The organism is Micromonospora sp. C41 (assembly GCF_018070485.1).
In the GTDB taxonomy this organism is placed as follows: domain Bacteria; phylum Actinomycetota; class Actinomycetes; order Mycobacteriales; family Micromonosporaceae; genus Micromonospora; species Micromonospora chalcea.
The window spans coordinates 114,067-132,219 of sequence record NZ_JAGPXP010000002.1 but is presented as its reverse complement, the minus strand read 5'-3'; the positions used below and the strand labels follow the sequence as shown (position 1 = coordinate 132,219).

The following is an 18,153-nucleotide window of genomic DNA, read 5'->3' as shown; positions in this document are numbered from 1 at the left end:
GCAGCAGTCAACCACAGCGGACGGGAGGCCGCCCGGGGAGGTGTCAGACCTGGTCGGCGGCCCGCCGGTCGGCGCGTTCGCGCTGCGGCACCACCGTGTACCGCGGATCGCGTGCCGAGGCGACGCCGCCGTGGAAGATCCCGAACCGGGTGCACACCGACGCGGCGATCAGCGCGCCGCCGGACAGCGCGGACAGCACCCGGCTGCGGCGACCGACCAGCGCGCCGACCACACCGGCGGCGGTCAGCGCGCGGCCCGCGCGCAGCAGCTTGCCGGGTGTGCCCTGCGTGTAGGGCTCGCTGAGCAGCCCGAGCCGGTTCTCCACCCGGTGCGAACCCCACAGCTCCATCGCCGCGCCCGCGACCGCGAGGCGCCGCGCCGGACCGGCCTGGGCGCAGGGCGCGGCCACCAGCCCGACACCGGCGCCGCTGGCCAGCGCGCTGCCCGCGAAGATGGCCGGCAGTTCCGGGTACGCCTCGTGCCACGACGGCACCGCCGTGTCCGCCAGCAGCACCCCGGTGTACGTGGCCAGCGCGGGCGCGGTGACGGCGGCGACCACACCGGCGGTGTGCCCGGCCGGGGGTAGCAGCCGGCGGCCGAGCCCCAGCACGCCGCGCTCGGGCAGCAGCGGCGCCGCCTCGGCGATCGCGGCGAGCCCGGCGGCCGGGCCGAACACGCTGAGGATCCAGGTGCCCACCGACATCGGCGAGGTCACCTTCGCCACCCGCAGCATGTGGTGGAACCGGGACGGCCGGCCCAGGTCGTGGACCAGGAAGTACGTGCTCGCGCCCACCGCCGCCAGGGCGGTGACCCGGCCGGCGCGGCGCAGCGCCGGGCGGCCGGTGAGCTGCCCGCCCGCGGCCAGCAGCGACGAGCCGGCGGCCAGCCCGCCGGTGAACAGGTACGCGGCGATGTCCCACCGCCACACCGGCGGCTTGAGGACGGGCCGGCCGTAGTAGGAGGTGAACTCGGCCGGCGGCACGTTGAGCTGCTCACCACCACCCTTGCCGCGCCGGCGCGGGGCCGCGTCGCGGGGCGGGTGCGGGGCCAGCCGCGCGTCGCGGGAACCCGCGTCGGTGCGTCCCACGCCGGGACCGGCCGCGGTGGCCCGGCTGCCGTTCTCCCGCTCGGCGGCGCCGCGGTCCTCCGGTCCCGTGGACAGGCGCTCGCGGAAGCGGCGGAACAGGTCACCGACCGGGCGGTCCGGGCTCACGACGATCCTCCGACGAACGCGGCGACGGCAGCCGCCGCCATGGCCAGCGCGGCGAACCCGGCCCGCTTCCACATCTTCGGCAGGTCCCGGGTGGTGACCACCGGGTCCGGCGGCAGCCCGTACACCTCCGGCTCGTCGAGCAGCAGGAAGAACGCGCCGTCGCCGCCCACGCCGTCGGTCGGGTCGTGGCCGTACAGCCGCGCCTCCGGCACGCCCCGCTCGTGCAGCGCGGCGACCCGCGTGGCGGCCCGTTCCCGCAGCTCGTCGAGCGGGCCGTACTGGATCGACTCGGTCGGGCACGCCTGCGCGCAGGCGGGCGTCATGCCCGCGCCGATCCGGTCGTAGCACAGCGTGCACTTCCACGCCCGGCCGTCGCCCTTGCGCTGGTCGATCACGCCGTACGGGCAGGCGGAGATGCAGTAGCCGCAGCCGTTGCAGATGTCCTCCTGCACCACCACCGTGCCGAACTCGGTGCGGAACAGCGACCCGGTCGGGCACACGTCCAGGCAGGCCGCGTGCGTGCAGTGCTTGCACACGTCGGACATCATCAGCCAGCGGAAGTCGGTGCGGGTCTCCGCGCCGCTGTCCCGCCCGGGCGGCTGCGCGCCGGGCATGCCGAGGAACTCCGGACCGGCCGCCATCCGCGCCGCCGCCTCCGGCCGCCCCGGCGGCAGACCGGGATTCGTGCCGGTCTCGGGGGCCGTGCCCGCGCCGACCGCCGCGGACGCGGGGCTGGTCGCCGGGCCGGTCGGGTCACCGGCGAACGCCGGCGTACGGTGCCCGGCCGGCCGGGGCTGCTCGATGAACGCCACGTGCCGCCACGAGTTCGCGGTCAGCGCGCCGGTGTTGTCGTACGACATGCCGAGCAGGTCGAACCCGGAGTCCGGGACGCCGTTCCACTCCTTGCAGGCCACCTCGCACGCCTTGCAGCCGATGCAGACGCTGGTGTCGGTGAAGAAGCCCATCCGGGGCGGCGCTTCGACCCAGCCCGCGTCGGGGGCCGGGTCCAGCGGACCGTACAGGCTGTTGGCGTCAGGCATCCGGCTCCCCGTCCTGGTGCGCGGCGGGCGACTGCTCGTCGGTGCTGCCGGCGGCGTCGTCCCCGCCGGCCGCGTCGGTGGTCACCAGCGGGATCTTCCGGTCCGGCGTCATCCCGGCCCGCCGCTGGTAGTCGCCGACCAGGTCCAGCAGCGGCGGACCGGTGGGACGACGGCCGGGCCGGATGTCGCAGGTGCCGACCTTGCTCTCCTGGATGAGCACGTTCGGGTCCAGCGTGATGCCGAACAGGTCGTTCGCCGAGTCGCCGGTGACCAGACCCTCGGTGCCGAAGTGGTACGGCAGCCACACCTGGTGGATGATCCGCCCGTCCACCCGCAGCGGAGTGAGCCGATCGGTGACCAGCACCCGCGCCTCGATCACCGCGCGGCCGCTGATCAGGTGCGCCCAGCCCAGGTGCGCCAGCCCGACCTCGCCGGCCAGTTCCGGGGACACCTCGACGAACATCTCCGGCTGCAGCTCGGCCAGGCGCGGCACGGTACGGCTCATCCCACCGGCGGTGTGGTGCTCGGTGAGGCGGCTGACCGTGAACACGTACGGGAAGACCTGGCTGTGCGGCTCCGGCGGACTCGGGTTCATCCGGTTGATCGGGTGCTCGTAGATCTTGCGGGTCGGGTTGGCCTGCTGACCGTAGAGCGGGTTGCGCATCGGCGACTCGGCCGGCTCGTAGTGCGTCGGCAGCGGGCCGTCCAGGACGCCGCTCGGCGCGTACAGCCACGCCTTGCCGTCGCCCTGCATGACGAACGGGTCGTCACCGGCGAGCGCGGCCGGCCCGGAGGCGCCCTCCGGCGGCCGGTACGACGGCGGCTTCGTCTTCTCGAAGTCCGGCACGTCGTAGCCGGTCCACTCGCCGGCATCCGGGTCCCACCAGACGTACTTCTTGCGCTCGCTCCACGGCCGGCCCTCGGGGTCGGCGGAGGCGCGGTTGTAGAGCGTGCGGCGGTTCGCCGGCCACGCCCAGCCCCACTCGGCGGCCACCCAGTCCTGCTCGTGGCGGGACCGGCGGCGGGCCGCCTGGTTCACCCCGTCGGCGTAGACGCCGGAGTAGATCCAGCAGCCGATCGCCGTCGAGCCGTCGTCGCGGGCCTCGCCGAACGCGTGCAGCGGGCGGCCGGTCGCCACCTCGTACCCGTTGATCTCCTTGAGCACCGCCTCGGCGCTCGGCTCCGCGTGCGGACCGTGCGTGGGGTAGTCCCAGGCCAGGTCCAGCAGCGCCCGGTCGCGGCGCTCGGTGGAGCCGGCCAGCTTCTCCCGCAGCACGCGGCCGAGGTGGTAGAAGAACCACAGCTCGGAGCGGGCGTCGCCCGGCGGGTCGACGGCCTTCTCCCGCCACTGCAGCAGCCGCTGCGTCTGGGTGAACGTGCCCTCCTTCTCCACGTGCGAGGCCGCCGGCAGGAAGAACACCTCGGTACGGCACTCCTCCGGCACGATCTCACCGGTGGCGACCTCCGGGCCGTTCTTCCAGAACGTGGCGCTCTCGATCATGAACAGGTCGCGGACCACGAGCCAGTCGAGGTTGGCCATGCCGAGGCGCTGGGCGCGGCCGTGCGCCGAGCCGACCGCCGGGTTCTGGCCGAGCAGGAAATAGCCCTTCACCTTGCCGTCGATCATGTTCAGGACCTGCTGGTACGTGCCGTGGTCGCCGGTCATCCGGGGCATGTAGCCGTAGCAGAAGTCGTTCTCCGGCGTCGCCGCGTCACCCCAGTACGCCTTGAGCAGGCTCGCCGCGAACGCCCGCGAGTTGCCCCAGAAGCCCTTCTGGCCCGGGTGCCGGATGCTGTCCACCCACCTGTCGAACGTCGGGTGGTCGGCGTGGTGCGGCATCGGCAGGTAGCCGGGCAGCAGGTTGAACAGCGTCGGGATGTCGGTGGAGCCCTGGATGCTGGCGTGACCGCGCAGCGCCAGGATGCCACCGCCCGGACGGCCCATGTTGCCCAGCAGCGTCTGAATGATCGAGCCGGTGCGGATGTACTGCACGCCCACGCTGTGCTGCGTCCAGCCGACCGAGTAGACGAGCGCGCCGGTGCGCTCGCGCCCCGAGTTCTCCGTCCAGGCACGCGCCAGTTCGAGGAACTTCTCCTCCGGGATGCCGCACACCCGGGCCACCATCTCCGGCGTGTAGCGGGAGAAGTGCCGCTTCAGGATCTGGTAGACGCAGCGCGGATGCTGCAACGTCTCGTCCCGCGGGGCCTGCGCCGGCACCGGCTCGCCGTGCGACTCGTGCTCCAGCCCGGAAGCCGAGTCACGCTCCTTGCCCGTACCCCGGATCTTGGCGTTGTCCTCCTGGCCCTCGTACTGCCAGCTGGCGTGGTCGTAGGAGCCGGTGTCCGGGTTGTAGCCGGAGAACAGGCCGTCCAGGTCCTCGGTGTCGGCGAACCGCTCGCTGACGATGTTGGCCGCGTTGGTGTACGCCAGCACGTACTCCCGGAAGTCCAGCTCGTTGTCCAGGATGTAGCGCACCACGCCGCCGAGCAGCGCGATGTCCGTGCCCGCCCGGATCGGCAGGTACGTGTCGGCGAGCGCGCTGGTGCGCGTGAACCGCGGGTCGACGTGGAAGACCTTCGCGCCGCGCTTCTTCGCCTCCATCACCCACTGGAAACCCACCGGGTGGGCCTCGGCCATGTTCGAGCCCTGGATGATGATGACGTCAGCGTTGGCGAGATCCTGCTGGAAGTCCGTGGCGCCGCCGCGACCGAAGCTGGTCCCCAGACCGGGGACGGTGGCGGAGTGTCAAATACGGGCCTGGTTCTCGATCTGGAGTGCCCCCATCGCGGTGAACAGCTTCTTGATGAGGTAGTTCTCCTCGTTGTCCAGCGTCGCGCCGCCGAGGCTGGAGATGCCGAGCGTCCGGTTCAGCGGACGACCCTCGTCGTCGACGTCCTCCCAGGTCTCCGCGCGGGCGGCGAGGATCCGGTCGGCGATCATGTCGAGCGCGACGTCGAGGTCCAGGTCTTCCCACTCGGTCGCGTACGGCCGACGGTAGCGGACCTTCGTCTGGCGCAGCGGGCTGGTCACCAGGCTCTTGCTGGCCGAGCCCTTCGGGCAGAGCCGCCCGCGCGAGATCGGGCTGTCCGGGTCGCCCTCGATCTGGGTGACCTTGCCGTCGGAGTGGAAGACGCGCTGCCCGCAGCCGACCGCGCAGTACGGGCAGACCGAGCGGGCCATGCCGTCGGCGGTCTCGGTGCGGGCGGTCAGCGCGGCGGAGCGCGCCGACTGGGCGGCGGCACCGCGACCGAGCGGATCGGTGCCGGTGAGTTGCCGGTAGACCGGCCACCCCTGGATGAAGGTCTTCAGACCCACCCGGGCACCCCCTCCGCGTCGAGAACGGCTCTCACCTCTTCCTTCTCACCCTAGGCCAGCCGCCGGAGGCGTGCGAGTCGAGCCCACAGACAGAGCCGCCCCGGCCATTCGGCCGGGGCGGCTCTGGGCGTCGGTGTGCATGTCGCCTCTCGGCGAGTGGCGCGACGCGGCTCCAGCCGAACGGTATTCCGCGAAGGCAATTTAGGTGAGGCCCGGGGACACTGGACACACCGACGCTCTGCACAACGGTACCGGGGTCACGGTTCTTCCGCTCGTTCCTCGTGACCCCGGTCACCGCCGGGTCAGCTGTTCCAGTGCTCGGCGACCAGGTCGGCGGCCTGCTGCTCCCACTGGGCGTAGTGGTCGGGGTACGCGCTGACCTGGACGGTCTGGGCGGCCTTGGTCAGGGGCATGTCGCGCCAGCCGTCGACCTGCTTCAGACCCTTCAGGAACGCCATGGTCGAGTATTCGGGGTCGGTGATCTGCTCGACCGTGCCCCACCCGCTGGAGGGGCGCTGCTGGAACAGGCCCTGCGAGTCGTGGTCGTTGCGGTCACCGAGGTGGCCGAGGTTCTCCAGCTTCGACTCCTGCAGGGCGGTGGCGATGGACACGACGGCGGCGCGTTCGTCCATGCCGGCCTTCTTGGTGGCGGCGATGATGGCCTTGACGTTGGCGGTCTGCTCGTCATTGAGGTCGATGCGGGACTGGGTGCCCTGCACGCCGTGCGGGATCAGCGCGGCGCTGTCGAGCTTCGCGGCCTGCGTGGTGGTGACCGCGGCGTTGCGGGTGGTGGGGGTGCTGGTGTCGTGGTTGAGGGGGCCGGCGGCGAGGCCACCGGCGACGGTCAGACCGGCGATACCGAGGATGCTCTTGCGCAGGATCGTGTTCATGAGGGGGCTCCATTCGGGGGTCGACGCACCCGGGGGCGAGTGCGTGGGCACCGTCAGGCGCTCAAGAAGTCTTCGGGGGGATCCGGCTCGCTGCCCGTGGCTGCCGCCCCGGGATCATTCCGGGGTGCCGGGGGATGCTGCTGCGGTCGTTCACCAGGTATAACGCCCCGGCCCCGCAGGCGATTCCGCCGTGCGGGTGTCCCCGACCACCCCGAAATCAGACACCCGACGCAGACGGACACGCCCTCCCCGACACGCCCCGCTCTCCCCACTCCGGCCGTCGCAGCCCGCCGACCGCTCGGCCCGCGTACGCCAACGCCCGGGCGTCCCTGCCGCGTCGATCATGAGGTTGGCGGCACCTCGTGTCCGTTTTGTCACCGTCAACCTCATGATCAACTGGGAGGTCGGGCCGCCGACGGCAGACCCGGCGGCACAGCGGGGTCCGCGAGAGATCTTGGACGAACGGCCCCCATAAAGATCTCCCGGCAGGGCGGACGTCAACACGTGCACGCGCCACCGTGGGAGATCTTGGAAGGAAATGGCTGCCATAGGTGCCCAAATCTTCCAAGATCTCCGGCCCTGAGCGCTGCCGGCGACAAACCGGACGCCCCACGCCGTCAACTTCATGATCGACGCGGTGTGGGCGAGGAGGGTGGGAAGGGAGAGGCGCGGAAGGGAGGGGGGTGATGGGCCGGGTTGGGGTTACCCTGATGCCATGTCGGCCACCGCGCACGCGTACCTCGCCCGGCCCGGGCGACCCGCCGTGGTGGCGCGCACCCTGGACGAGCTGACCGGCCCCACCACCGGCATCGTCGAACTGCCGGTACGCCTCATGTGGAGCAGCGAGCGCGCGTTCGACCTGGCCGACCCGGACGAACTGCTCTGGATGTACGAGAACGTGCTGCGCGAGACGACCCGGGTGGAGGATCTGCGCGAGCTGATCCACGGGGGCACGTTGCGCCGGTTGTGGCCGCTGTTGAACCTGCCCCGGGGCGTACGCCTGGCCTGGGAGGGCCGGCACCGGAGCCTGCGCCCGGCGTGACCCATCCGCACGACTTCTACCGGGAGGTGGCCCGGGTGGCGCTCGCCGCCGCCGGCCCGCACCGCTTCGTGCTCGGCGGCGGTGTCGCCTGGGCCGCGCACGGCCTGGTCACCCGCCCCACCGAGGACGTCGACCTGTTCGCCGACGTGGAGGGCGCCGCCGCGGCCGCGGCCGACGGGGTACGCGCGGCGCTGGAACGGGCCGGCTACCGGGTGGCCGAGGCGGATCCGGGCGGCCTGGGCGAGGTGTTCGACGGCTTCGACCGGGACCTGCGGGACTTCGTGGTGAGCCGGGACGGCCGGCAGATCCGCCTCAGCCTGGCCCGCCTGGACCGGCACCGCAGCCCGGTGGTGATGGACTTCGGCCCGGTGATGGACGTGCGGGACCTGATCGCCAACAAGACCGCCGCGCTGGTGAACCGGCGGGAGGTACGCGACTACATCGACGTCTCCGCCGCCCTGGACCGGTACAGCGTGGCGGAACTGCTGGAGCTGGCCCGGCAGGTGGACCCGGCGCTGGACGACGAGGACGTGCGCGCCGCCGGCCGCTACCTGGACGGGCTGGCCGACCGGCGGTTCACCCGCTACGGCCTGGACGCGCCGCGCATCGCCGAGGTGCGCCGCCGGATGGCCGTCTGGCCCCGCTGAGCAACGGAACCAGACGACCCCGCCGCGCCGCGCCGGACCGACAGACGCCCGAGTCGCGCCGGACCAGACGACCGAGCCGGGACAAGCCGGACCGGCCGGATGGGCGAGCCGGGACCAGAGACGCAGCCGGACCGGACACTCACTTCGTCGGGCGGCCGCCCGTGACGCCGAGGATCTCGCCGGTGACGTAGCTGGACTCCTGGGAGGCGAAGTAGACGTACGCGGGCGCCAGCTCGGCCGGCTGACCGGGACGGCCCAGCGGCGTGTCGGTGCCGAACTGCTTCACCTTCTCCTCCGGCATGGTGGCCGGGATCAGCGGCGTCCAGATCGGACCGGGCGCGACCGCGTTGACCCGGATGCCCCGCTCGGCGAGGTTCTGCGCGAGCGCCTTGGTGAAGTTCGCGATGGCGGCCTTGGTGGTGGCGTAGTCGAGCAGCTGCGGCGACGGGTCGAACGCCTGGATCGACGACGTGTTGATGATCGTCGAGCCTTCCTTCATGTGCGGCACGGCGAACTTGCAGAGCCAGAACATGGCGTACACGTTGGTCTTGAACACCCGGTCGAACTGCTCGGTGGTGATGTCGAGCAGGCCGTTGTCCTGCGACATCTGGTACGCCGCGTTGTTGACCAGGATGTCGACGCCGCCGAGGTCGCGCATCGCCTGGTCGACGAGGGCACGGCAGTTGGCCTCCTCGCGCAGGTCGCACCGGACCGCGACGCCGGTGCGCCCGGCCTGCTCGATCAGGGCGACCGTCTCCCGGGCGTCCTTCTCCTCCTCGTCGGCGAGGTAGGTGACGAGCACGTCGGCGCCCTCGCGGGCGAAGGCGATCGCCACGGCCCGCCCGATGCCGGAGTCGCCGCCGGTGATGATCGCGCGCTTGCCGGTGAGCCGGTCGCTGCCCCGGTACGACTGCTCGCCGTGGTCGGGCTTCGGCACCATCTGCTGTTCGCTGCCGGGCGGCGTCTGCTGTTGCGACGGCTGTCCCTCACGCTGTCCGTACTGCTCGGCCGGGTGCTGCTGGGTGAACTGGTCCTCGCTCATGTCTGCGCCCCTACCCCGGTGACCGGAGGGGAAACAGCAGCACCGTGACCGTAGGGGAAACAAAACGGGCCGGTGTGGCGCACGCGACATGTGGTGGTTATGGTGCGCAACGGCGCCCACGAGGCGCGTACCCCCATTGGAAAGGCACCTCATGACTTCCTCCTCCGGCGCCTCCCGGCGCCAGGTGCTGGCCGTCGCGGCCGCCGCCGCGACCGCTCCCCTGCTGGCCGGCGCGCCCGCCGAGGCGAAGCCGAAGCAGCCGAAGACCTGGGACCTGACGATCCTCGGCACGTCCGACACCCACGGCAACGTCTACAACTGGGACTACTACAAGGACGCGGAGTTCGACGACAGCAAGCAGAACGACGTCGGCGTCGCGAAGCTCGCCACCCTGGTCAACCAGATCCGCGCCGAGCGCAAGGGCAGAGCGACGCTGGTCCTCGACGCCGGCGACACCATCCAGGGCACGCCGCTTGCCACGTACTACGCCAAGCAGGAGCCGATCACCAGCACCGGTGAGACGCACCCGATGGCCCGAGCCATGAACATCCTCAAGTACGACGCGGTGACGCTCGGCAACCACGAGTTCAACTACGGCCTGCCGCTGCTGGCCACCTGGATCGAGCAGCTCGGCTTCCCGGCCCTGGCCGCGAACGCGCTCAACGCGAAGACCGGCAAGCCGGCGTTCCTCCCGTACGTGATCAAGGAGGTCAAGCTCGGCGGGCACGGCGCGCCGAAGCTGCGCGTGGGCGTCCTCGGCCTGACCAACCCCGGCGTGGCCATCTGGGACAAGGGCAACGTCGAGGGCCGCCTCGTCTTCGCCGACATGGTCGCCACCGCCGCGAAGTGGGTGCCGGAGATGCGCCGCCGCGGCGCCGACCTGGTCGTCATCTCGGCGCACGGCGGCGACAGCGGCACCTCCAGCTACGGCCCGGAGCTGCCGAACGAGAACCCGACCGCGCTGATCGCCGAGCAGGTCCCCGGCATCGACGCGATCCTGTTCGGCCACGCGCACAACGAGGTGCCGGAGAAGTTCGTCACCAACCTCACCACCGGCGAGCGGGTCCTCACCTCGGAGCCGTCGAAGTGGGGCCAGCGGCTGACCCGGATGGACTTCACGCTGACCCGGGAGAAGGGCCGCTGGACGGTCACCGCCAAGTCGGCCACCACGCTCAACACCAACACGGTGGTCGAGGACCCGGCGGTGCTCGCGGCCGTGCGCGGCCAGCACACCAAGACCGTCGAGTACGTCAACCGCGTCGTCGCGCAGTCCAGCGTGGAGCTGTCGGCCGCCGAGTCGCGGTACAAGGACACCCCGATCCTGGACTTCATCAACCACGTCCAGACCGAGGTCGTCACCGAGGCGCTCGCGGGCGGCGAGTACGCGGGCCTGCCGGTGCTGTCCATCGCCGCGCCGTTCAGCCGTACCGCGGTGTTCCCGCAGGGCGACGTGCGCATCCGCGACGTGGCGGGCCTCTACGTGTACGACAACACGCTGGAGGCGGTCGTGCTGACCGGCGCCGAGGTGAAGGCGTACCTGGAGTACTCGGCGAAGTACTTCGTCACGCTGCCGGCGGGCGCGCCGGTGAACCCGGAGACGATCAGCGACCCGGCGGTGCCGGACTACAACTACGACGTGTTCTCCGGCGTCGACTACGACATCGACATCGCCAAGCCGGTCGGCCAGCGGATCACCCGGCTGGTGCTGGCCGGCACCGACACCCCGGTCGCGGCGGACGCCCGGTTCGTGGTGGCGGTGAACAACTACCGGCGCAGCGGCGGCGGCAACTTCCCGGGCATCGTGAAGACCCAGGTCTACAACGCCCAGCAGGAGATCCGTCAGCTGCTCATCGACTGGGCGCAGGCCAAGGGCGTCATCGACCCGGCCGACTTCTTCGTACCCAACTGGAAGCTGGTCCGCGACGGCGTGCCGCTCTTCTGACCGTGCGGCGGCGGGGTCCGGGCCGGTGGCCCGGACCCCGTCAGCCGCCCGCGCGCAGGTGCCACTCCGACTCCCCGCCGACCGGGTCCGGCCGGTCCGGCGGGGTCTCGGTCTCCACGGACCCCGTGAGGTCCTCCGGGCGTACCCGGACCGGCAGTTCGCCGAAGCGGACGTGCCGCAGGAACGCGTACTCCTCGTCGGTGAACGACTCGGCCGGCTCACTCATGACCGCATTGTGCGCCCGCCCGTCCCGCCGGCGCATCAACCACCACGGCAGGGGTATGCCGCCGCGACGACCGTCGGCGACGAGGTGGAGGAGACATGCGCGCAGTACGGATGACCGCACCCGGGGTGCTGGAGCACACGGAGGTGCCCACGCCCGACGCCGGCCCCGGTGAGGTGCTGCTGCGCGTCGGCGCGGTCGGCGCCTGCCACTCCGACCTGCACATCCTCGACGCGCCTGCGGGCGTGTTCCCGATCCCGATGACGCTCGGCCACGAGATCGCCGGCACCGTCGACACGGTCGGCGCGGGGGTGACGGGCTGGTCGCCCGGCGACCGGGCCGCGGTCTACGGGATCATCGGCTGCGGCCGGTGCCGTGCCTGCCTGCGGGGCGAGGAGAACCGGTGCCGCGTCACCCCGGTCGGCGGCGTCGGGCTCAGCCGCGACGGCGGGCTCGCCGAGTACGTCGTGGTTCCCGCGTCCCGGCTGCTGCCGGTCGGCGACATGGACCTGACCCAGGCCGCGCCGCTCACCGACGCCGGGCTGACGCCGTACCACGCGGTGGAGCTGGCCCGGCCCCGGCTGCGGCCCGGCACCACCTGCGTGGTGATCGGCATCGGCGGGCTGGGGCACATGGGGTTGCAGATCCTGCTCGCCACCACAGCGGTACGGATCGTCGCGGTGGACACCAGCGCCGCGGCGCTGGACCTGGCCGGCCGGCTCGGCGCGCACCACGTGGTGCAGGCCGGCCCGGACGCGGTGGAGAAGATCCGTGAGCTGGTCGGGCCGGCCCCGGACGGCGCGGACGTGGTGCTCGACTTCGTCGGCGCGCAGGCGACCCTGGACACCGCCCGGCAGGTCGTCGCCACCGGCGGTCAGCTGCTGCTGGTCGGCCTGGCCGGCGGCACGCTGCCGGTCCGGCCGGTCGCCGACGAGCCGCCGCCCGTGCCGTTCGAGGCCGCTGTGGCGGTGCCGTTCTGGGGCACCCGGGCCGAACTGCACGAGGTGATCGCGCTGGCCCGCGACGGCCGGCTGCACGCCGACGTGCAGACGTTCCCGCTCGCGGAGGCGCCGCAGGCGTACGAGGCGCTGCGCCGGGGCGACGTGCACGGGCGGGCGGTCATCGTCCCCTGACCGGGGGCGTTCAGCCGTGCTGGAAGACCGGGGCGAGCACCTCGGCCAGGCGTGCCTTGACCGCGTCGCGGTGCGGCTGCGGCAGCGCCGGGGCGTCCCGGCTCGGCCCGATGCCGGTGTCCAGCAGCACGTACAGCGCCCGTAGCGTCCGCATGCTGTTCGAGGCGTGCGCGGGTGTGGTGCCTCGGGGCAGCGCGGCGTAGCTCGCCGCGACCGGGTCCAGCCAGGCGAGCGCGTCGGCGCCTGATAGGCCGGGCCGGGCCAGCACCAGCGCGATCGCGCGGGCCAACCGGTCGTCCTCCTGCTGCGCGAAAAGGTGGCCGGTCGGCGCGACGAGGCGGGCCGCGGCCAGGTCGAGCATGCTCGCCGGGTCGACAGACGGGTGGCGGCCGAACGTGGCCAGCAGGTCGGCGCCGTGGGCCACCGCGTGCAGCCAGCCGAGCGTCGCGTCGTACCCGCGCAGGTCGGTCTCGGCCGGGTACCAGGCACTGAACGCGGCCGGCCAGGCCGGGTCGAGGTCACCCCGGCTGACGATCATGTCCAGCACCAGCGGCGCGAACGTGCGGGCCTGGATCTCCGGGTCGGTGAACCGCTCGGCCATGATCGCGCCCAGCTTCGCCCGGCGGCCGGCGTCGATCACGTCCCGGGCGATCCAGGTGCGCAGCACCACGTAGGGCGCGCCGTCCCGGACCGCCGGGTCGGGGTCGCGCAGCGCGGCGGCGAGTTCGGCGACGAGGTCGTCCAGGTCGCGGCCGTCCGGCACCGCGAAGTCGCGTTCGCAGACGAGATCCCAGTCGGTCACCGCGCCAGGTTAACCGGCCACGGCCCGCGCCCTCGCGGGCAGGCGGTCGAGCACCGCGAGCCCGGCGCGTACCGGCCGCCGGTCGAGCATCTCGGCGAAGCTCGCCCGGCCCTGGCAGAACCGGACGAACATCCGCCAGCCGGGCGGGCTGGCGAGCATCGCGTGGAACACGTCGGGCCGCCGCTCGAACGTCTCCAGCAGCCGGTGCCCGGCGCGCATCTCCGGCGTCAGCCGCCGGTCGACCTCCCGGGCGTACGCGCCGAGGTCACCGGCGGCCACCGCTTCCCCGGCCAGCCGGCCGGAGCGCAGCGCGTAGCTGATCCCCTCCCGGCTCCACGGCTCCAGCAGCCCGGCCGCGTCGCCTGCGACCAGCACCCGCCCGTGGCGCAGCGGCGAGTCGTCGGCGCGGCAGCGGGTGAGGTGACCGGAGTCGTGCTCCGGCGTCACCCCGGACAGTCCGAGCCGGTCGGTGAAGTCGCGCAGGTAGGCGCGGGTGCGGTCGCCGTCGCCCCGGGCCGAGATGACGCCCACGGTGAGCCGGTCGCCCTTGGGGAACACCCACGCGTAGGAGCCGGGCAGCGGCCCCCAGTCGAGCAGCACCCGGCCGCGCCAGCGTTCCCGTTCGGCACCGTCCACCGGCAGTTCCAGTTCCAGGCCGAGGTCGACCTGGCGGAAACGGACACCGACGTGGCGTGCCGTGACGCCGGAGGAGCCGTCCGCGCCGATGACGGCACGGGCGCGCACCACCTCGCCGTCGGCCAGACGCAGGCGTACCTCGTCGGGGTCCTGCTCGACCGCGCGGACCGCGACGCCCTCGCGGACCTGAGCCCCGGCGGCGACGGCGGCGGCGCGCAGCCGGTCGTCGAACTCCTCCCGGCGGATCATCGTGACCAGCGGCGACGGGTGCCGGCGGGTGAACGCGCGCCGCCCGTCGCGGGTGAACGTGATCCGGTCGACCCGGTCGTGGGCGGGCACCTCGAGGCGGTCGGCGACCTCGGCCAGCGAGGTGCCGATCAGGCCGCCGCCGCAGGTCTTGTACCGGGGGTGGGTGGCCCGCTCGACCACGAGCGTGCGGACGCCGGAGCGGGCCGCGGCATGCGCGGCGGAGAGTCCGGCGGGCCCACCGCCGACCACGACGAGATCCCAGATGATCACTGGTGCAGCCTAGGGCACCGCCGTGCCGCCCCGCCCGGCACGACAGTCGAACGGGTGAGCATCATCGCGGCCCGTCCGGGTAACCGCCGGTCGCCGGCCGTCCGCGGGTCGGACGGTCCACGCCGAGGAGGGAAGCGATGCCTCAGGTCCAGCTGTCTGCGGTCGAGGAACGGGTGTACCAGGCGGTGTCCGCGCTGGAGGTGCAGGGACACGTCCCCTACCCGGACCTGATCGCCCAGGAGACCGGGATGACCGAGGAGGAACTGCGCGAGCCGCTGCACTCGCTCACCGAGCGAGGGCTGCTGCACCGCGAGGACTCCCCGATGTCCGGCCTGGACTTCGGGCCGCGGTGGTGCGCGCGCCAGGTGGCGTGATCGGATCGTGCCGGACACCGGGTACGACGATCGGCGTCGCTGGCGCGCGCTGAGCGTCGGCCTGATCGCGGCGTTCATGACGCTGCTGGACGTCAGCATCGTCAACGTCGCGGTGCCGTCGATCGACCGGGCGCTGCACGCCACACCGAGCGACCTGCAGTGGGTGCTGTCCGGGTACGCGCTGACGTTCGGCCTGGTGCTGGTGCCGGCCGGGCGGTTCGGCGACGCGCGCGGGCGGCGTACCGCGTTCGTGGTCGGGGTGGGCCTGTTCACGCTGACCAGCGCGCTGGCCGGGCTGGCCCGCTCGCCGGAGTGGCTGGTGGTGGCCCGGCTCGTCCAGGGCGCCGCCGCCGGTGTGGTGAACCCTCAGGTCAGCGGCATGATCCAGGAGCTGTTCCGGGGCGCCGACCGGGGTCGCGCGTTCGGCCTGCTGGGCGCGACGATCGGTATCTCCACCGCCGTGGGGCCGCTGCTCGGCGGCCTGCTCATCCAGTTGGGCGGCGCGGAGCACGGCTGGCGGTGGGTGTTCTTCGTGAACATCCCGGTCGGGATCGTGGCGATGCTGCTCGGCTGGCGGCTGATGCCGACCCGGGCGACGAACCCCGCCGGACGGGGCCGCCTCGACCCGATCGGCGTGCTGCTGCTCGGCGCCGGGGTGACGGTGATCCTGCTGCCGCTGGTGCAGCGGGAGCAGTGGCGGGGCCCGGGCAAGTGGCTGCTGATCCCCGTCGGCCTGCTGCTGCTCGCCGGGTTCGCGCTCTGGGAGCACCGGTACGCCCGGCGCGCCCAGCCGCTGTTCGACCTGCGGCTGTTCACGGTGCGCTCGTACACGCTGGGCGCGCTGATCGGCCTGATCTACTTCGCCGGGTTCACCGCGATCTTCTTCATCTTCACGCTCTACCTGCAGATGGGGCTCGGCTACAGCGCGCTCGTGGCCGGTCTGGCGATCACGCCGTTCGCGCTCGGTTCGGCGCTCGCCTCCGCGCTCGGCGGCCGGGTGGTCACCCGGTACGGCCGTCCGCTCGTCGCGATCGGGCTGCTGGCGGTGGTGGCCGGGCTGATCGCGACCGACCTGGTGCTGGCGGGCGGGCCGCACGACAACGTGCCGCTGCGGACCGCGCTGCCGCTGCTCGTCGCGGGGCTGGGCAGCGGCCTGGTGATCGCGCCGAACCAGACGCTCACGCTGTCCGAGGTGCCGGTGCCGATGGCCGGCAGCGGCGCGGGCATGCTGCAGACCGGGCAGCGCATCGGCTCGGCCGCCGGCATCGCCGCGGTGGGCGCGCTGTTCTTCTCCACGATCGCCGACGACCACGGCGACTGGGGTACGGCGTTCCGCCACTCACTGCTGCTCGCCGCCGGGATCATCGTGCTGGCGCTGGGTGCCGCCGTGGCGGACATCGTGGCCGGTCACCGGCGCTCGGCGGGCCGCTCCTGATCGGCGCCGGGCAGCAGCACGGTGGTGAGCAGCCGCCGGGTGCGGCCGGGCCCGGGGCCGAGCGCGGCGTACTCGGCGAACAGCTCGCGGAACCGGGTGACGAACTCGGCGGTCTCGGCGTCGGTGGCGTGGAACGCGTTCTGCCGGTAGCCGGCCATGTCGCGGGCCAGGTCGGGGTCGCCGCGGTCGAGGTAGCCGTCGAAGTCGGCGAGCAGGCCCGCGACGAAGGTGAGGAATGCCTGGCGGTGCCGTTGCGGGCTCATGGCCCGGGCCTCGTCCGGGTCCACCGACGCGGCGGCCTCGTGGAGCCGGTAGCTGCGCTCGACCGCGCCGCGGGCCCGCCGCTCCCCGACCGTGTGCAGCACGCCGTTCTCGGCGAGCGTGGCGACCTGCCGGTAGAGCGTGGCCGGCGGCACGTCGCTCAGCTCGCTGCGCAGGTCGGCGGTGGTCAGCGTGCGGCCCCCCAGGAACGCCTGGACGATGCGCAGCCGGACCGGGTGCATCAGCAGCTCCACGGTGTCGAGTGCCACAGTCGCTCCCCTTTTTTATCGCATCCGGTAATGTTCTCACCGACGATAACAGAACCGAGGAGCGCGCCGATGGCCACCATCGACATCACCCCCGACCGCATCGACGTCCGGCTCACCACCGCCGAGAAGATCTGGGCCCTGCGCGGCGACCTGTCGTTCCCCCGCTCCGCCGTCGCGGGCGCCGTCGTCGTGCCCGACGGGGCGCGCGCCACCCGCGGCATCCGGGCGCCCGGCCTCGGCGTGCCCCGCACGCGCAACGTCGGCACCTGGCGCGGCAGGGCCGGCAAGGAGTTCGTCAGCGTCCGCGGCGGCCAGCCGGCCGTCCGCATCACCCTCACCGGCCAGGCGTACGACTCCCTGCTCATCGGCGCCGACGACGCCTCCGCCCTGGCCGCGGCGGTGCTGCCGTGACGATCGACCGTCCGCTCCTCGTCGACTCGGGCGAGCAGCGGCTGTCCGGCACGCTCACGCTGCCCGACGGCGCCGGAGGGCACCCGGTGGCGCTGCTGCTGCCCGGCTCCGGGCCGATCAACCGCGACGGCGACCACCGCCGCCTGCCCCTGGGCATCCAGCGGCACCTGGCCGCAGCGCTCGCCGGGGCCGGGATCGCGGTCGCCCGGTACGACCGGCGGGGCGTCGGCGAGAGCACCGGCGAGTTCCTGCGTACCGGCTTCTTCGACAACGTCGACGACGCGGCCGCCGTGTTCGCGGCGCTGCGCGACGACCCGGCCGTGGACGCCGGACGGATGTTCCTGGTCGGGCACAGCGAGGGCGCGCTCACCGCTGTCGCGCTCGCCGCGCGCGGCGTACCGGTGGCCGGCCTGGTCCTGCTGTCCGCGCCCGGGCGCACCGGCGCCGAGGTGCTGCGCTGGCAGGCCGGACGGCTGCTGCCCACGCTGCCCGCGCCGGTACGCCTGGTGCTCCGGCTCACCTGCACCGACCTGGTGGCGAAGGTGGCCCGCAACCACGAGAAGATCCTCGCCACCGACAAGGACGTGGCGTGGGTCGGCGGGCAGCGGCTCAACGCCCGCTGGTTCCGGGAGTTCCTGCGCTACGACCCGCGGCCGGACCTGGCCCGCGTCGATGCCCCGATCCTCGCGCTCACCGGCGACAAGGACCTCCAGACCGACCCGGCCGACCTGCCGGTCATCGCCGCCCACGCGGGCGGGCCCGTGCAGACCGGCGTGCTGCCGGATGTCACCCACGTGCTGCGGCGCCAGCCCGGTCCGCCGTCGCTGCGGGCGTACCGGGACGAGGCGAAGCAGCCGCTGGACCCGTCGGTGGTCGAGCCGGTGCTGTCGTGGCTCGCCGCGCACAGCGGCTGAGGGCACGCGAAAGGCCGGCACCCGGATCGGGTACCGGCCTTTCG

Annotated in this window: 17 protein-coding genes; 8 read left to right on the top strand and 9 right to left on the bottom strand. The window is 73.1% G+C overall.

Features of this window, described 5'->3' with window-relative positions; all coding sequences use genetic code 11:
- Positions 1-43: 43 nt before the first annotated feature.
- From nrfD to KBX43_RS02765, 4 genes are all read right to left on the bottom strand, one after another.
- On the bottom strand, positions 44-1,213 hold the full coding sequence (nrfD, locus tag KBX43_RS02785) for an NrfD/PsrC family molybdoenzyme membrane anchor subunit (protein ID WP_113974173.1): 1,170 nt from the start codon (positions 1,211-1,213) through the stop codon (positions 44-46).
- The gene (locus tag KBX43_RS02780) at positions 1,210-2,253 is read right to left on the bottom strand and encodes a 4Fe-4S dicluster domain-containing protein (RefSeq protein WP_210882837.1); all 1,044 of its coding nucleotides are present in this window, start codon (positions 2,251-2,253) and stop codon (positions 1,210-1,212) included. Before KBX43_RS02780 ends, nrfD begins: the two co-directional genes overlap by 4 nt.
- Positions 2,246-5,569, bottom strand: coding sequence for a formate dehydrogenase (fdh, locus tag KBX43_RS02775; RefSeq protein WP_307851456.1), 3,324 nt, complete (start codon positions 5,567-5,569; stop codon positions 2,246-2,248). Before fdh ends, KBX43_RS02780 begins: the two co-directional genes overlap by 8 nt.
- A 302-nt stretch (positions 5,570-5,871) precedes the next feature.
- Positions 5,872-6,459, bottom strand: a complete 588-nt coding sequence (locus KBX43_RS02765) for a hypothetical protein (protein ID WP_210882833.1) — start codon at positions 6,457-6,459, stop codon at positions 5,872-5,874.
- Between the two features lie 715 nt (positions 6,460-7,174).
- On the opposite strand from KBX43_RS02765, the gene KBX43_RS02760 reads away from it, so the two are divergent.
- Together KBX43_RS02760 and KBX43_RS02755 are read left to right on the top strand one after the other, a co-directional pair.
- On the top strand, positions 7,175-7,501 hold the full coding sequence (locus KBX43_RS02760) for a hypothetical protein (protein WP_043323958.1): 327 nt from the start codon (positions 7,175-7,177) through the stop codon (positions 7,499-7,501).
- Positions 7,498-8,148, top strand: coding sequence for a nucleotidyl transferase AbiEii/AbiGii toxin family protein (locus KBX43_RS02755; protein WP_166457416.1), 651 nt, complete (start codon positions 7,498-7,500; stop codon positions 8,146-8,148). The genes KBX43_RS02760 and KBX43_RS02755 overlap by 4 nt, the downstream gene beginning before the upstream one ends.
- A 139-nt stretch (positions 8,149-8,287) precedes the next feature.
- On the opposite strand, the gene KBX43_RS02750 is transcribed toward KBX43_RS02755, so the two are convergent.
- Complete coding sequence (locus KBX43_RS02750) at positions 8,288-9,190, bottom strand: SDR family oxidoreductase (protein WP_210882831.1); 903 nt, start codon at positions 9,188-9,190, stop codon at positions 8,288-8,290.
- Positions 9,191-9,341: 151 nt separating this feature from the next.
- On the opposite strand from KBX43_RS02750, the gene KBX43_RS02745 reads away from it, so the two are divergent.
- On the top strand, positions 9,342-11,132 hold the full coding sequence (locus tag KBX43_RS02745) for a bifunctional UDP-sugar hydrolase/5'-nucleotidase (protein ID WP_210882829.1): 1,791 nt from the start codon (positions 9,342-9,344) through the stop codon (positions 11,130-11,132).
- A gap of 40 nt (positions 11,133-11,172) precedes the next feature.
- Here KBX43_RS02745 and KBX43_RS02740 read toward each other — a convergent pair whose 3' ends face one another.
- Entirely contained in the window at positions 11,173-11,358 is a 186-nt protein-coding gene (locus KBX43_RS02740; protein WP_247677082.1) for a hypothetical protein, read from the bottom strand.
- Between the two features lie 95 nt (positions 11,359-11,453).
- Between KBX43_RS02740 and KBX43_RS02735 the strand changes: the two genes are divergently transcribed.
- Entirely contained in the window at positions 11,454-12,488 is a 1,035-nt protein-coding gene (locus tag KBX43_RS02735; RefSeq protein ID WP_210882819.1) for an NAD(P)-dependent alcohol dehydrogenase, read from the top strand.
- A 10-nt stretch (positions 12,489-12,498) separates the two neighbouring features.
- On the opposite strand, the gene KBX43_RS02730 is transcribed toward KBX43_RS02735, so the two are convergent.
- The gene (locus KBX43_RS02730; RefSeq protein ID WP_210882806.1) at positions 12,499-13,290 is read right to left on the bottom strand and encodes a DUF2785 domain-containing protein; all 792 of its coding nucleotides are present in this window, start codon (positions 13,288-13,290) and stop codon (positions 12,499-12,501) included.
- Positions 13,291-13,299: 9 nt separating this feature from the next.
- Complete coding sequence (locus KBX43_RS02725) at positions 13,300-14,445, bottom strand: geranylgeranyl reductase family protein (protein WP_210882798.1); 1,146 nt, start codon at positions 14,443-14,445, stop codon at positions 13,300-13,302.
- A gap of 137 nt (positions 14,446-14,582) precedes the next feature.
- Between KBX43_RS02725 and KBX43_RS02720 the strand changes: the two genes are divergently transcribed.
- Both KBX43_RS02720 and KBX43_RS02715 read left to right on the top strand, forming a co-directional pair.
- On the top strand, positions 14,583-14,819 hold the full coding sequence (locus KBX43_RS02720; RefSeq protein ID WP_043323944.1) for a hypothetical protein: 237 nt from the start codon (positions 14,583-14,585) through the stop codon (positions 14,817-14,819).
- Positions 14,820-14,826: 7 nt separating this feature from the next.
- Positions 14,827-16,254, top strand: a complete 1,428-nt coding sequence (locus KBX43_RS02715; RefSeq protein ID WP_307851455.1) for an MFS transporter — start codon at positions 14,827-14,829, stop codon at positions 16,252-16,254.
- On the opposite strand, the gene KBX43_RS02710 is transcribed toward KBX43_RS02715, so the two are convergent.
- Positions 16,227-16,784: a helix-turn-helix domain-containing protein gene (locus KBX43_RS02710; RefSeq protein WP_187694207.1), complete on the bottom strand. Its 558-nt coding sequence runs from the start codon at positions 16,782-16,784 to the stop codon at positions 16,227-16,229. The genes KBX43_RS02715 and KBX43_RS02710 overlap by 28 nt on opposite strands.
- 69 nt (positions 16,785-16,853) lie before the next feature.
- Here KBX43_RS02710 and KBX43_RS02705 point away from each other — a divergent pair, with 69 nt between their 5' ends.
- Both KBX43_RS02705 and KBX43_RS02700 read left to right on the top strand, forming a co-directional pair.
- Positions 16,854-17,195, top strand: a complete 342-nt coding sequence (locus tag KBX43_RS02705; RefSeq protein WP_043323938.1) for a hypothetical protein — start codon at positions 16,854-16,856, stop codon at positions 17,193-17,195.
- Positions 17,192-18,109 (top strand): alpha/beta fold hydrolase, encoded by a 918-nt coding sequence (locus KBX43_RS02700; RefSeq protein ID WP_187694208.1) that lies wholly within the window; start codon positions 17,192-17,194, stop codon positions 18,107-18,109. Before KBX43_RS02705 ends, KBX43_RS02700 begins: the two co-directional genes overlap by 4 nt.
- The last annotated feature ends 44 nt before the right edge of the window (positions 18,110-18,153 follow it).